The organism is Dysgonomonas termitidis (genome assembly GCF_054657735.1).
In genome coordinates, this window is sequence record NZ_BAAHYD010000002.1 from 580,547 (window position 1) to 596,214 (window position 15,668).

Consider the following 15,668-nt stretch of genomic DNA (forward strand, 5'->3'; position numbering starts at 1 on the left):
TATGAAAAAGATAATATTCTTTCTCTTTTTTCTGACTTCGGCTTTTCTCAGGGGGCAAGTAGGTACTTATGAAATTAAATTCTATATAAGCCAACTTGATGTTTATGCGAGCATATCAGGTAATTGCGGAAGCTATGTGCATACAAAATTGCGGTTCAGCAACGGTTCCGAAGAAGAATATTTTAACCAGCCGGTAGGAGATGGAGAAAACCTTCCACGGACATGGACAAAGACTTTTACCGCAGACAAGCGCTTGTCAAGCATTTGGGTAAATTCGCAACCGAGGAAGTGGAACGGCAGTCTGTTTGGAGGAAAATGTGAGAATAATCAGGGATATACAGGATATGTTTATATTTCTTATGGCTATTATACGAGTAGTACCGGTACGCGGTTTTGTCAGAACTTTGGTTTTAACGGATATCGTAGCATACTTCCAAGATTAACAATTATTCAAGAGACCAATTATCTTCCAACGGAAGACAGGATTACGATTAAATCCCATACTAATTTCAGATATGAAGAATATAACTGGCAATACCGTATAAGCGGTTCAGGCTGGACTCCCCTGCCTCAATACGATGGGCAATCATCTATTTTAGCTAATGCCAAAGATATATTGGGTAACAATGCAGATAATTATGCCGGACAATATGTCGATTTTCGGCAGGTTGCTTATAATAATAATTCTGTTTCGAATATTGTATCCTATAATATCCGTAAATCCTCTCCCCGTATTCTGAGTACTACAGCTACAGATAAGATTTGTTATGGAGCGGCAAACGGGAAATTGAAAGTACAGTTGGACAGAGCCTTGTTATCCGGTGAACGGTTGATCATAGATTATAAGAATCTTACAACCTTATCTATCGGTAATATTCCAGATCCGGTAGTAGGTAGCGATAATAGTTTTTACCTTGAAAACCTTGATGCAGGCAACTATGAGATCCAGGTATCCGGTTTTTATAATGGCCTTACGACTTACTCAAATAGCCCGGATCATAAAAAAACGGGGAAGATAGAAAGCTTCCTGCCTCTTACCTATTCCACTGCTGGCAAAACAGATATCGCTTGTTTTGGAGCTGATAACGGCTCGATTACCGTCGCGGCTTCCGGCGGTGATGGCAGTTATACCCTTCACTGGCGCGCACAGGGCGGGAGCTATACGGCAACAGCTTTTACTTCTTCCACCCAAACCATCCTGTCCAATCTGCAACCCGGAACTTACGAATACTATGTCACAGACAGTCATAACTGCGAACTTCGTGATATAGACGGCATCATTATCCGGACAGTAACCCTTACCCAGCCAGCTAAGGCGCTGGATTTTGTTTTCCAGGCTTCCACGGAACCTTCAGGTTATAGCAGGAGCGACGGCTCGGTGACACTGGAAGGCGATGGGGGAACACCTTTATCCGGCAATACTTATACCGTTATCTGGAAAAATAAACAAACAAACCAAACAGTTACAAGTGTAGAGAACGATCCTTCGGGAGCGAAATTCCGGACAATAGCGAAAAACCTCCCAGCCGGGACGTATACGGTGGAAATCAAAGACGCCAACAATTGTACATTTACGGATGAGATAACAATCGGCCAGCCCGAAGAATTGGTTGTAACCATTGAAAATACGCAGCAGATACTATGCAATGGTAATACAAACGGAGAATTAGTTGCCCACGCCCGCGGGGGAGTACTGGAACCCGGACAGGTTTATACCTACCAATGGTATAAAAAGACCGGAACCGCATACCAAACCATACCTGTGACCGACAGCATTGCCCCGAACCTGGGTACAGGAGACTATAAGGTCGAAGTCAAAGACCGTAGCCGGATTGTAAATATAGCCGGAAAAGAGTTTATCCTAAACGAACCGGCAGTGTTAACCACTACTCTGGCAAAACAGGATGTGACATGCTTCGGAGACAATAACGGATCGATCCGTATTGAAGTATCCGGTGGTGCCGGAGGATATAAGCTCTATTATAAATTGAAAAACGACGCGGCCTATGGCCAGCCGTTAAACCCGCAAGGAAGCGTATTTACCCTGAATAGCCTTACGGCTAACGAATATTGGATATACATTACCGATGCAAATGGGTGCATTGCTCCGGTAGGAGGAAACGACGTTGCGCAAATCACCATCAGCCAGCCCCCACAGGCTTTGGAGATAAGCAATGCTGTAGTAAAACCTGTCAGCGGTTTCAGCCGTTCTGACGGAAGCATCACGATAAAAGTAAAAGGAGGAACGCCGAATCCGGGAAATCCTGCTTATATTGTAACATGGAAAAATGCTTCGGGAACAACGATAGCAAGCAGTGAATCGACAGGGACGGACAATATCTTCGCCTCGAAGATAGAAAACCTAACCAATGGCATTTATACGGTAGAAATAAAAGACAGGAATTACACAGGTGTGACCAATGCCTGTTATGTAACTGCAGGTTTTACGGTTATCCAACCGGAAGCATTGACTTTACAGTTGGAAAATACAAATGGAGTCTATTGTTTTGGAGAAGAAACGGGGAAGCTCGTGGCTCATGTAAGAGGCGGCGTATCCGGAAGTTTCTCAGGCATGCCCTATAACTATAAATGGTATAAGGTCACAAGCGGAAATGCTACGCTTATCCCGAATCAGAATGACAGCATCCTGTCAAACCGTCCCGCCGGGTTTTACAAGGTAAGGATCGAGGATGCCAGCAGCCCGGCCAATACAATCGAGTCGGCAGTTTTTGAAATCACACAACCCGTATTGCTTACCACAACGCTTACAACCCGGAATATAGGGTGTTATGGCGAAAACACAGGTTTTATCCGGATAAGTGTATCCGGAGGGACGGGAGACTATAAACTTTTCTGTAAAAAGGAAGGGACAGATGCCACATACAGGGAATATCCGGTTAATACGGGAGATAATACGTTTTATCTTGATAACCTCTATTATGGGAAATATAATGTATATATTCTTGATGCAAATAATTGCTATGCAAAAATAAATGGAAATAATGTCCATGAAATTATATTGACCCAGCCAATGACTCCTTTATCCATTACAGAAACAAACCAGACCAATGTATCCGGATTTGGACGTTCTGATGGAGAAATAGCAATCAAAGTATCCGGAGGAACGATGAATGCCTCCGCACCGTACTACGATATTGTCTGGAAAAATAGCTCAGGTACAGTAATAACAAGCACTGACACTTTTGATGCCTACGGCGTATTTACCTCAAAGATACAAAACCAACCCAAAGGAACATACACCGTAGAGATCAGGGACAACAATTATGGAAGTACGGCTAATACCTGCTATGCGACAGCTACTTATATCCTTACCCAGCCCGATCCCCTGCTTGTACAACTGATACAGGCAGACAGCATCTACTGTCACGGAGAAACTACAGGAACGCTGGTTGCCCATGCAAAAGGGGGAGTGCCTAACCTCCAGACAATCTACCCATATACCTATAAATGGTACAAAATAGAAAACGGTAACGCAGCGCTTATCCCGAATGAAACAGACAGCATTTTAGAACAGCGTCCGGCAGGATTCTATAAGGTAAGGATCGAAGACTTCAGCCGCACCGCCAATACCATCGAATCCGGAATTTTTGAAATTTCCCAGCCAACATTGCTGACCACCGTATTAACCACACGGGATATTTCCTGCCACGGACTGAACGACGGCTTTATCAGGATAGAGGTAGCAGGCGGAACAGGAAGTTACAGGCTCTTCTGTAAAAAGGCGGGAACAGATACCAACTATATAGAATACCCAGTCAATCCGGATCATAAGACCTTCCTGATAGACAACCTTTATTCCGGAACCTATAGTGTCTATATACAGGATGCCAACGGATGTTATGCTCAGATAAAGTCGGAAGACATACACGAAATCACCTTGGCTCAACCTGCCATACCATTAGCGATCTCAGGCATGTCTAAAACCGATGCTTCGGGCTTCGGCCGCTCCGACGGGAATATAAAGATTACAATAGAAGGAGGTGCGCCAAATGTGGACAACACTTATAATGTGGATTGGAAGAATAATACAGGTCAAACCTTGTCTGCAACAGGTTCCATTGAAAATGGTAAATATGTTTCATTGCTGAATAATATACCGAAAGGAAACTATACTGTAGAAGTAAAAGACAAGAATTATGCGGGAGCCTATCCGGAGGCCAATGCTACCTGTATAGTTACGGAGCTATATATCATCTCCGAACCCGATAAGTTGCTGGCAGGCGTGGAAGAATCCCATTTTATATCCTGCCACGGCATGTTCGACGGGCAGCTTACTGTTCACGCCACAGGAGGCATCCAAAATCCGGTAGCTGGACGCCTGCCTTATATCTATAAATGGTATAAGGAAGAACCGGGAACAGGATATGCCCTGCTTGCCAACGAACGGGACAGCATCCTCTCCAATATATCCACAGGTAATTACAAAGTTGAAATAGAAGACTACAGCCGCACTGTAAATACTGTTTCGGTTGATTATAACCTTAGCCAGCCGGAATTGTTACAAGCTTCAGCAACCGATATACAAATAATATGCGGGCAGACTGCTGAAATTTCCGTCAGCGTCACAGGCGGTACAGCCCCATACAGCTACCAGTGGAGCACCGGGGATAAGATTGCGTCAGTTAATAATATTACTCCGGGCCGCTATTTTGTCTTTGTTACCGACAGCAGGGGATGTGAAACCACAGCTATCGCAAAAGTTTCGACACCGGCAGATTTACAGGTTACTGCCGTAACAACAAACCCTGTATGCTACGGGGCAGATAACGGAAGTATTAAGCTACAGGTAACGGGCGGTACGGCTCCATATACTTATAAATGGAATAACGGAGCGGTAACCAAAGACCTGGACAATATCAAGGCAGGATCATATACTGTACTTGTTACCGATAAGGACGGATGTACATATACCGATAACTTTATCTTGTCCGATCCTGAGCCGTTAACGGTATATCTGGGAGAAGACCGTACTTTGTGTAACGGGCAGAGCCTTACTTTAACTTCCGCTGTTGCTGATACGAAAACAAAATTCAGTTGGACCGGCCCGAATTCATTCAATGCTGTTTCGTCTGAAATTACAGTCGATAAAGCGGGAACTTATAAACTTACAATAACCGATAGTAAAGGATGTCAGGCTACGGATGAAATAAAAATCAACGTAAAGGATGTAGACATCAGCTCCGAGATATTTGTAGCTACAGAAGTCTTTGCGGGGGATACGATAGTAATAGCCAATATCAGCAATCCGAACCCTGACAGTGTGGAATGGCTGATTGAAGACTCCGACTCGCTAAAAGTCGTTGAGATGGATGAACATTATGCCAGGGTTCTGTTTTCTGAAACAGGATATTACAAGATCGGCTTCAGGGCACATAAAGGGGATTGTTTCCAGGAGATATTCAAGACAATTACTGTTGTAGACAGGGACGGCACAGGGGATGATTCGTTCGGGGAGTCTATTATTGAAAAATATTATGTATATCCTAACCCGAACGACGGCAATTTTAATGTAAAGATCACATTGAATAAGACCAGTGCCATCCGCCTGCGTATAATCAATATTGGTACGGGCAATACTGTCAGTGATAAAAAGTATGCAGGACAGAAGGAATACGACATTCCTTACAATAAGTCTATTGCTCCGGGAGCCTATGTCATTATACTGGAAACGACATCCGGGCATATGAACCTTAAAATGATTGTCAGGTAAGAACCCGAAAGAATAAGTGATAATAACAGGAATAGCAAATAATAAAACAAAAATACAGATGAACCGGCAGTGTAATAGGCAACAGATTATAAACAGCGTATTCCTTCGTTGTATGTATATCCTGATCATGTGTCTGGTAAGTGTGGGAATATACGGACAGCAGCAGACCTATCCGGTACAGGTGTACACCCAGCTGGCGCCCCCATACACACCTCATATACCGGCTTACTATACCGGGACGCAGGCAAAGCTGAAAGTGATGCTTATCAATACCGATATGCAGCAGCCGACGGTCAATGTCTATTTGAGGATGAAGATACTTTCTTCTTCGTTTTCAGCGGTTACCCCGCCGGAGGTCTATACTCCGCAAATAGAGCTTCAGGCAGGTATGCTTGTAACCTTGTCGCTGAATGACCTGGAACCTTATTTCAAAAAGGAGAACCTGCGTGTGAGCGGAGGGCAGAGTGAGTTTTACCGGACACAGATGCTCCCCGATAATTTTTACCGGTTTCATTTTGAAGTCTATGAGGTAGGGACAAACCGCCTCGTCAGCAATACGAAAACGGGCTTTGCCCAGGCTATGATTGCTTCGGGGGAACCGCCCATACTGAACCTCCCGCAAAAAGGCTCGGTAATAAAAGAAAGCAATATCCCGTCCATTATGTTCTCATGGACGCCTAAGCATATGAACTCCATAGCGGCAGCTTACGGGACGGAATACGATATATCGCTGGTCGAAATCTATGACAAACAGGTCGCGCCTGAAGCTGCCTTTGATTATTCGAGGGTTCTTTATACCGAAACCACCAAATCCACATCCTTTATACATACCGTTGCGCAACCATTATTGATTCCGGGCATGCGTTATGCCTGGAGGGTACAGGCCAAAGCCCGTGAAGGCGTAGATGAGATAAGTGTTTTTAAAAATAATGGTTATAGTCCGGTATCCTGGTTTGATTACACCGCCGACTGCAAAACCGTGCAAAGCTGCGGGGCTATTTATGAGAACGGGCATGTCGATATCAGCTGGCAGGATGCCGGGGCGATGGAATATACTGTCGAATACCGTAAAAAGGGAACAAGTAGATGGTATACCGGAACTATAAATAAACCATTGTTAAGCCAACTGTATAACTTGCAGGCGGGAAAAGATTATGAATACCGCATCGGATCGCGTTGTGTGGCAGGAGATGCCTTCCAGTATAATGATCTTCAGGCTTTCCATATACCCGACAGACAGGAAAACGGGCCTAATTGCGGGCTGATGCCGGATATCAGCCTGACCAACCGGACCCCTGCGCGCGAACTGCAATCAGGCATGCCTGTATTGGTGGGCGATTTCCCTGTGTTTATCACAAAGGTAAGCGGTTCGGGACGGTTCACCGGCGAGGGGTATGTGGGCATTCCGTACTTACAGGGAGCTCAGATAGCGGTAACTTTCAAAGATATTGTTGTCAATACCGATAACCGGCTGGTAGAAGGTTTCTTCGAAACGAAAAACGACACGAAGAACAATAACCTGCTGTTCGATGCCGACCAGTACCAGACAGGCGGCAAAGGCGTGGGCGATATCCGCAGCGGTGAAGAACAGGCGGCCTTTAAGGTAGACTATACAATCAATCCGGACATTAAAGCCCTGCCGTTAAAAGCAGATGGGACAAAGGATGAAATAAAAGAAGGAACCGACTATACTATATCTAAGGGCGAGAACGGCAAATACACCTTTATCCTGACCGACAGCGAAGGTAAGGAGCATAAGGTAGAAGCGGATACCATGCCAGCTACTATCGAGGATAAGGAAGGCAATACCTACGAAGTAAACGAAAAGGGAGAGGTTAAACCTGTATCCAAAGTTTCGGATATCAAGCTTGACTCTTCAACAAAAGACACGCAAAGCAAGCTCGGCACACTATCATTCAAGGCAACCAAAAACACAAAATATGCTTTGGACGAGTATAATAGCATTTATGAAAAGGTAACTGAGTATAACGACCAGTATAAGCCGGAAGGCACAGCCATAACAGCCTCTGCCAAGTTTATGCTGCCGGGTGCGAGTGATGAAATAGCCGTATATATTAAAGAAAATAAGGATAATAAGCTTATTCCTGAGAAAGTACGCTTTGTAACGGGTAAAGGCAGGGAATATCCGGCAACATATGATAACCAAACCAAAGAATGGACGCTGACCATCGTCGGCGGACAGGCTAACGACGGGCAGGAACTGTATGCCGTACAGGACACAGGCGACGATAAATATGAGACACTGGGCAAGCTGAATATCTTTACCTATGAACCGTTCAACCGCAGTGTAACCCTTGTTCCTGTCAACGGGGCAATGAATGGTTTGGATAAACAGACCGTGCAAAACGGCCTGAATGAAATATACGGCAAGGTGGGTATTCACTGGACGGTGAATGTGCTGGAGAAACCGTTCAGCTATACACCAAAGAATGGCTCGACCTTTAATGTGACGGGTAGCGGATTGTTGTCGATGTTTACCGATGATATGAAGGCTATTAACGAAGCCTTTAAGCAGTCGGGAGAGTATCAGGAAGATGGTTTGTATCTATTTGTAATAGGAGATAAAGCCAGTGAAAGCGGAACAGAAGGCGATATGCCGCTGGGTTCGCAGTTTGGCTACCTGTTCCCGAATGCGTCAATACGGACTATTGCCCATGAAGTCGGTCACGGTGCATTCAATCTGGAGCATCCGTTCGACAGGCCGGTACGGAACAGTTTCCCTCAAAAGGGTATGCTGGAATATAACCTGATGGATTATCCAACCAAAGATGCTGAAAAGTGGACGGAGTTGGTGAAACTGCAATGGGATCAGACACGGGCTCCGGGACATGTGATAGGGTTGTTCCAGAAGGATAAGAGCGGGATGAGTATGGGAATGCTTGCACAAGAAACAGAGTCAAGCCAACAGATCGATAACCCGGGAGATGAAATAAGTTTCTACATCGGAAACAAAAAATACACCTTCATATTCAGGGACAAGATACAGAACCTGACAAATTCCCAGTTCAACTCAAATAATAAGATATTTGTTGTTGCAAGTTACGTAAAGGACGGGACTTTTGCCGGTTTTTATGAAAAATCAGAGTATCAGAAGTTGCAAGACAAAGATGGTAAAGTTGACCTGTCATCGAATACCATAAAATCACTTCAACAGTTCAAGGCTTATGAACTTAAAGATGTAGAAGAGCTATCAAGCCGGAGTGTGGAGTTAAAAGATGCACTGATTGAAAACAATAACTACGGGAAAGTCAAAGCCATTATCGTATTAAGCCAGGCTATAAGCAATGATGAATATCAAAGTGTATTCAGCGCCGCAAGCAGGGATAATGACTGCCGGATAGAACTGGGTACGAAAAAAGCATATGCGGATGCCTGTCTCGACAAATATATAGATGCTTTGGTTGGTGCCTTGAACAAAGAAGTCGAATATTTTGATCGCAATTGTAATTGTATTGTAAAAAGATCAGGTAGTGAACTGCTTGGTAACTCCGATCCTGATTTCCAGAAATGGTTTACCGATTCTATCGGTGGAGCAGATGCTATAAGAATTTTAGAGAATAGGATATATGAGGCGAATATAGCGCGGTATACGGATAACATAGCCAAGGGTATTTACGGTGCAGATAAATACGGAACAGTTAATATCCCCCAAAGTATAAAGGAAAAAGTAAGAAGGGAAGCTCGTGAAAGTGCATTTCCTGCCATCAAGGCCATGTGGGCAATCGAACGCTCCGGAGCAGATCCTGACGGCTTGTTCTTCAATTTTAGTTCGGTATCGTTCGAGAGGTTTAGCTACTATTATTACCGCGCGCTGACAACTACATCGAATGAAGATGCCAAAGAGATTCTAACCGATGTAGGTTTGCAGGTTGCCATACAATGGGCTTTTGAAGTAATCCCGGCTGTTAAAACAGCAAAAGGCAACCTTGCCAAATGGACGGAAGCAAAGGTTAAGCCTGCTGACCTGATTTCCGAAATAGAGGGCAAAGGCTATTATATCATAGATGGGAACGAAGAAGCCATTATCCTTAAAAATGGCTCGAATCAGGAAGGAAAGGTATCTATTACTGCACGGAATCTGGATAATGTGCAATGGCTAAATATTACCGATGACCTTTTATCTCAAATGAAAGTGAAAGGTTATTCCCTGTTTGATGAAGTAGACGGATTTATTATATTTAAGGATGCAAGTGGACAAGTAGGAAAGATTTCAAGCAAGGCCGCAAATCTGGATGGAATAACTTGGTTTAAGCCGAAGGCTGGTAATACTTGGCAAATTCATGAGGAAAATGTAACAAACTATTTGAAGTTTAAATATGGTAATAAGGTCTCTACACAAGTAAAAGTACAGATATATCATAAAAACGGACAGGCCGTGGAGGGTTACTTAGATGATTTGGTAGAAACATCTAATAAAGATTTGTTGATTATTGATGCCAAACACAGTCAAAAGGCAGCTATTGTTGATGGAAAAATACCAGGATATACAGCAGGACAGAAGCAATCATATCAGTGGATTACAGATGGAGATGTTGTGAAAATTGAAATCATTGGGGATGGAGCTAATAATATACCTGGTTTAGGACGAAAAATTGATATTTTACCTCGTTTAAAAGGAAAGGTTGGTATAATCACTAATGATGCAAGTGGTCAACTAGTAGAGATATCTGTATATAAAACAACAAAATAAATATATTTAAGATTGATATGAAAAAAGCTGAGATTAGAAATCCATTTTTAAAGATGATTGAATATCATCTCCTACCAGTAGGTTTTGAAAAGAAGAAAACAAATGAAGGTTCTGAATACTTATTAAAAACAAAATCGGGATTTAATTGTGTAACACCCATAATAAATCAGTATGGTAGTGTATTTTATATCTCAATGGCATTTGCAATAAGAATAGATGAAGTTTCAGTAATTCTTTCTTTTATTAATAATATTCACGATGAATTTGAGGAATTTCCAACTATAAATTGTGGATTTTCTCATTTAATAACATATGACGATAATCGTATTAGAGTGGAGAATGAGGAAGAGTTTAATGAGGCACTCAAAATGTTGAGTCATATTCTAGAAAATGAAGCTTTGGATTTTTTTGAAAAATACAAAACAACTGCCGATATAGATAAGGATATGAATAGATTTAATCGTCCTAAAGATGCCTTTTATAATGATAACAGAGAACTTATAGGACTAATTTCTGCTGTTTTAAATAAAAATCCACAAGCAAAATATTGGGAAAACTATTACCGTGAAAGCATACAAAAGATGAATCAATACACAAAAGATCAATATGAAAAATTAGTTAGTTATTTGAAAGAAAATTATCCGGGAGTTTTATAGTAGAAATGTCTGCATCCCGCTTACCACTATGGTTACGGTTATTAACTATAAAAAGTATAAAATTATGACACGTGATGAATTAATAAAGCTTGTAAATGAAATTATAAATGTACAAGGAAAATCAGAAGAACAAATTGATGAATTAATTGATATTTTGATAAAAAATGTACCACATCCTGCTGTGACAGATTTAATTTATTGGAACAATTTGACAGCAGAAGAAATAGTAGATAAAGCATTATCATACAAGCCGATTCAGTTATGATGACCTGCTCGCGCGGACTTCTAGTCCGTGTGTTGCGCAGCAAAAATAGATTATAACTATTATGAGTAGAAGATATAAATTTCATAATCCGGATGGGCTTTACTTTATCAGCTTTGCTGTTAAAGATTGGGTTGATGTTTTTTCTCCGCTACCGAACGGGGGGATTCTACCCTCGTCCATTCAAATACATAGCGGATTATAAATCCTGAAAATAAAAGAATAACAATAAATGAAAAAACTAATATACCTGCTAACACTGATACAATTCTACTCCTGCCACACCGAGCAGACTATCCCTGTTGAGATAGACGTTGCTTTACATATCAAGGATGGCAATCACACTTCGCCCCTGTCCGTAACTATAGAGAACAGAACAAAAAGCGCGAGTAGTTTTCAGTGGACTTTTGAAGGCGGCGAACCTGCTACTTCTACAAAGGAAAATCCGGGAACAGTTGTATTTACGGAACCCGGAGAACACTCCATTACATTAGAAGCCTGGAATGATGGTAATCGTACATCGAAAGGATATACTGTAAGAGTCGACAGTACTGTAACGGCGGGATTTAAGACTGAGGCAGATATAAACAATTACGCTCCTGCGATATACAAAATAACTAACCTTTCAGCAGGTGGAAGTACATATCACTGGACATTTGAGGGAGGCGAACCATCCTCCTATGACGGGCAAAATCCACCGGACATTACTTACGCCAACCAGGGAACATACACTATCCGCCTGACCGTCGGTAACGGCAGCGCCACTTTTACATCGGAACAGGAGATCTCTGTCCGCGAACCGTTGGATGCCTCTTTCAGCATCATCCCTTCCTTTGAGGATATAGACGATATGGAAGCCCCTTTACGTGCAACTTTTGAGTCACAGTTACAAGGCGTTGAAACCCTTTGGTGGGAATGCGCCGATGCTACCATTACAAATAATACTTCAGCCGAAGCCGGTATCCATTTCCCTATGGCAGGTCAATATACTGTTTACCTGAATATGTCTAATGGAAAATATACCAAGCGGGTGTCACAGGATATCACAGTAAAAGCAAATACAAACCTGAGAACCCATAAGGATATAAAGTTGGGTATTAACACGGCCCTGGAAACCATAGGCTTCCTTTACTCAACCAGACTAAGGCGCATCATCAAGACTTCCGAAGTCAACAACAGCAACGGGACATTGATCGATATTGCCTTTTTCGGGCTGAACGCTGATTTTACCTATAACCGGTTTGTTTCACCGGATAAGCTGGATGAAACGCCATTACCCGGAGTCCCGGGTGCAAAACCCACTAAATTCATCAATAAAACAGAATTAGGCTCCGTATCCCTTACTCCCAACCAGTTTAATATAATGACAACAGATGCTTTACTTAAAAACCTACAGATCTCAACAGCAAGCTATGGGGACGAATTCTTCGCCGCTACCCCGTTGCCGCGCGTCGTGTTGTTTGAAACTTCGGATGGCCGTAAAGGTGCGATTTTAATAAAGGCATTGATAAACTCAGGTAAAGAAAGCTCATATATACTAACAGATATCAAAATCCAGAAAAATGATTAGACGCCTCTTTATACCCTTAACGGCTTTATTTATAATAACTACAACAAACTTACAAGCACAGAGCTTTCGTATTGAGGATATGAAAAACCTGTTCGGAAAAGGCAATCCGTTGAAACTGACAGGCGGTTTCTCTGCAAATTCCGTTGTCAATGCAGGGAATGGAGCATCAGGGCGTGACCCTTGGGCCTATTACCTGAATGGTAATGTCAATCTGAATATATACGGGCAGGTCAATCTTCCGTTTTCATTCAGCCTGACCAATTCCGGCAGCAGTTACAAACTGCCGTCAAGCCCCAACCGTTTAAGTATCCATCCTTCGTATAAATGGATTACAGGGCATATCGGGGATGTATCCATGTCCTTTTCGCCTTATACCCTAAACGGGCATATCTTTACCGGGGCCGGAGTGGAACTTACACCCGACGGCTGGGAATTTTCGGCTATGTACGGACGTTTTCAGAAAGCAGTAGAATTTGATGACTCCAATCCGGCTTTCCTTCCAACCTATAAGCGCATGGGTTACGGATTCAAAGCAGGCAGGGTAAGGGAAAAATATCAAGTATCGATCAATGTATTCAGTGCAAAGGATAAAATATCTTCATTGGCTATTCCCCCTGACAGCCTCGGTATAACGCCAATGGAAAATCTGGCCGGAAGCATATCATTCCTGTACAAACCAGTCAATTTTATCGAAGTCAGTGGAGAATACGGATTAAGCATGCTAACTACAGATATGCGCTCAGCAGATGATGATATGGACGGTATGTTAGGTCTATGGGCGGGTAGCAATATGTCTTCAGCAGTTTACCATGCGTTCAAGGCGCAGTTAAGTTATATAGGAGAGACAAACCGTTTCGGTGTAGCTTATGAGCGTATCGATCCGAATTACCGCACATTGGGAGCTTATTACTTTACGAATGATATAGAGAATATAACAGTCAATGCCTGGCAGTCTTTCTGGGAAAATAAGATGAGCGTCAGCCTGAGTGTGGGTTATGAGCATGACGACCTGAAAAAAAGCAAGGCCAGCGCATCTTCGAGGGTTGTGGCTTCCGGAAATATAACAGCCTCTTTCAGTGAAAGAGTGAATGCAAACCTTTCCTATACCAACTTCCAAACTTATACCAATGTTCGTTCCAACTTCGAGCTGATCAATCAGGAGAATAACCTGGACAGGCTGGATACGTTGAATTTTGTACAGCTCAGCCAGTCGGCGAATTTGAATATGAATGTTATTACCAAAAAGAATGAAGTTCAGTTGCATAACCTGAATATCAACCTGTCCTATCAGGATGCCGCCAATAAACAGGGAGGGGTTTATCATCCGGGAAGTGTAACAGAGATGATAAATGCCGGTACTTCTTACTCCTGGACTTTTCTGAAATCAGGTTTATCCCTGAATGGCGCCCTTAATTTTAACAATAGTAGAATACTGAATGGCAGTACCCTGACTTGGGGGCCGACATTGGGAATTTCGAGCCGTTTGTTTAAAAAGAAAGTCAATCTGGCCGGATCATTATCCTATAATACAGGTAGTCTGGAAGGGACAAAACAAAATGAAGTTTTTATGTGCCGTATCAACAGTTCCTATTCACCTATACAGCGGCATTCAATCACCTTAGCCTATAACTTCCAATGGCGGTCAGCCGTGAACCGGCCGGCAACGAATAATTCTTTGGCGACCATAGGATATTCCTGTAGTTTTTGACTCGCAGCAAATAAGGGAACAGACAAAATATAAACTTATATAAAATATAAATTCGCTCACTTAATTATTAATTTAAAACAAAAGAAAATGAAAGAAAGATTAAAAGTTTTATCAATTATGTCGATGGTATTATTCCTGTCATTAACTGTAGTTTCTTGTTCTAATGATGACGAGGAAAAAGAGAATAATTCCATTGTCGGGACATGGAAATTCAAATCCGTGGCAGCCGGAGAAATCAAAACCAATAGTACAGTTAATGATGAAAAAATAAAACCGGAAATCATTGCAGCAGCGACAGATGATTTCAAAGAAACCACGATTACCCTTAAAAGTGATGGAACCTTTATAGAAGAAGATAAGGATGAACCTGAACCAAGTACCGGTACCTATACTTTTTCTGATGGAGTATTAACTTTAATAAATAAGAGTAGTGAATCCTATTCGATGAAGGCATCGGTTGAAAATGGGATATTGACCATTGAACAAGACTATACATTCTATTGCAATGGATTGCAACTGGATAAATTGATTGAACTGGGTATTAGTGATCCTGTGAATTTTCAGGCGACAAAAGCCATTGCAAAAATCAGTTTCAACAGACAGTAAAGAAAGAAATCTTTTTAGATATAAGTCCCTCCAAATACTTCTCTTAAAATGGGATATTTGGAGGGATTTTTTATGAGTATTCCGATAACTGCTTGTTATGGAATACGTAATTTTTGTATTACATATTCAATCTCAGATAACGGCAAAATATTCCATCGGATATGGGTCATATAATATGTCTGATATGGAAAAATATATGGAAGACGCTAAATTTGCCCTTATTATGGAGAATTATTTCCAAGTGTACTTTTTGCAGGAATAAAACTCGGAGAGGAAATCAATCCTGAAAATGATTTGCTAAAAGGAAAAAATCAAAACTTTAATGATACGAGCTTTTCTATATTACCTCAGATTGGGATTCAGTACGATATCATTTCATATACCGGGATATTCTGTTCCGGAGGTTATGATATTGATCTAAGTT

At 42.1% G+C, this 15,668-nt stretch carries 8 protein-coding genes; all 8 read left to right on the forward strand.

From position 1 onward, the window contains the following. Nucleotide 1: 1 nt before the first annotated feature. The 8 genes from ACYQ3L_RS06550 (at nucleotide 2) to ACYQ3L_RS06585 (ending at nucleotide 15,506) form a co-directional block, all read left to right on the forward strand. Complete coding sequence (locus ACYQ3L_RS06550; RefSeq protein ID WP_379994332.1) at nucleotides 2-5,731, forward strand: T9SS type A sorting domain-containing protein; 5,730 nt, start codon at nucleotides 2-4, stop codon at nucleotides 5,729-5,731. A gap of 58 nt (nucleotides 5,732-5,789) precedes the next feature. Further along, nucleotides 5,790-10,442 carry a hypothetical protein gene (locus ACYQ3L_RS06555; RefSeq protein ID WP_379994331.1) on the forward strand — a complete coding sequence of 1,551 codons (4,653 nt, stop codon included), beginning with the start codon at nucleotides 5,790-5,792 and terminating at the stop codon, nucleotides 10,440-10,442. Nucleotides 10,443-10,459: 17 nt separating this feature from the next. Beyond that, nucleotides 10,460-11,098 carry a hypothetical protein gene (locus tag ACYQ3L_RS06560; RefSeq protein WP_379994330.1) on the forward strand — a complete coding sequence of 213 codons (639 nt, stop codon included), beginning with the start codon at nucleotides 10,460-10,462 and terminating at the stop codon, nucleotides 11,096-11,098. Nucleotides 11,099-11,162: 64 nt separating this feature from the next. Then, nucleotides 11,163-11,363, forward strand: coding sequence for a bacteriocin immunity protein (locus ACYQ3L_RS06565; RefSeq protein ID WP_488193109.1), 201 nt, complete (start codon nucleotides 11,163-11,165; stop codon nucleotides 11,361-11,363). A gap of 229 nt (nucleotides 11,364-11,592) precedes the next feature. Beyond that, complete coding sequence (locus ACYQ3L_RS06570; protein ID WP_379994328.1) at nucleotides 11,593-12,930, forward strand: PKD domain-containing protein; 1,338 nt, start codon at nucleotides 11,593-11,595, stop codon at nucleotides 12,928-12,930. A gap of 79 nt (nucleotides 12,931-13,009) precedes the next feature. Next, nucleotides 13,010-14,638 carry a hypothetical protein gene (locus ACYQ3L_RS06575; RefSeq protein ID WP_379994327.1) on the forward strand — a complete coding sequence of 543 codons (1,629 nt, stop codon included), beginning with the start codon at nucleotides 13,010-13,012 and terminating at the stop codon, nucleotides 14,636-14,638. Between the two features lie 87 nt (nucleotides 14,639-14,725). Continuing rightward, entirely contained in the window at nucleotides 14,726-15,244 is a 519-nt protein-coding gene (locus tag ACYQ3L_RS06580) for a lipocalin family protein (RefSeq protein WP_379994326.1), read from the forward strand. A 97-nt stretch (nucleotides 15,245-15,341) separates the two neighbouring features. Beyond that, the gene (locus ACYQ3L_RS06585; RefSeq protein WP_379994325.1) at nucleotides 15,342-15,506 is read left to right on the forward strand and encodes a hypothetical protein; all 165 of its coding nucleotides are present in this window, start codon (nucleotides 15,342-15,344) and stop codon (nucleotides 15,504-15,506) included. Nucleotides 15,507-15,668 lie beyond the last annotated feature (162 nt).

Bases quoted from the DNA above. Each gene is read 5' to 3' on its own strand.
- ACYQ3L_RS06555 (WP_379994331.1), top strand. From the start codon at position 5,790: ATGAACCGGCAGTGTAATAGGCAACAGATTATAAACAGCGTATTCCTT.
- ACYQ3L_RS06575 (WP_379994327.1), top strand. From the start codon at position 13,010: ATGAAAAACCTGTTCGGAAAAGGCAATCCGTTGAAACTGACAGGCGGT.
- ACYQ3L_RS06560 (WP_379994330.1), top strand. From the start codon at position 10,460: ATGAAAAAAGCTGAGATTAGAAATCCATTTTTAAAGATGATTGAATAT.
- ACYQ3L_RS06550 (WP_379994332.1), top strand. From the start codon at position 2: ATGAAAAAGATAATATTCTTTCTCTTTTTTCTGACTTCGGCTTTTCTC.
- ACYQ3L_RS06570 (WP_379994328.1), top strand. From the start codon at position 11,593: ATGAAAAAACTAATATACCTGCTAACACTGATACAATTCTACTCCTGC.
- ACYQ3L_RS06565 (WP_488193109.1), top strand. From the start codon at position 11,163: ATGACACGTGATGAATTAATAAAGCTTGTAAATGAAATTATAAATGTA.
- ACYQ3L_RS06580 (WP_379994326.1), top strand. From the start codon at position 14,726: ATGAAAGAAAGATTAAAAGTTTTATCAATTATGTCGATGGTATTATTC.
- ACYQ3L_RS06585 (WP_379994325.1), top strand. From the start codon at position 15,342: ATGGAATACGTAATTTTTGTATTACATATTCAATCTCAGATAACGGCA.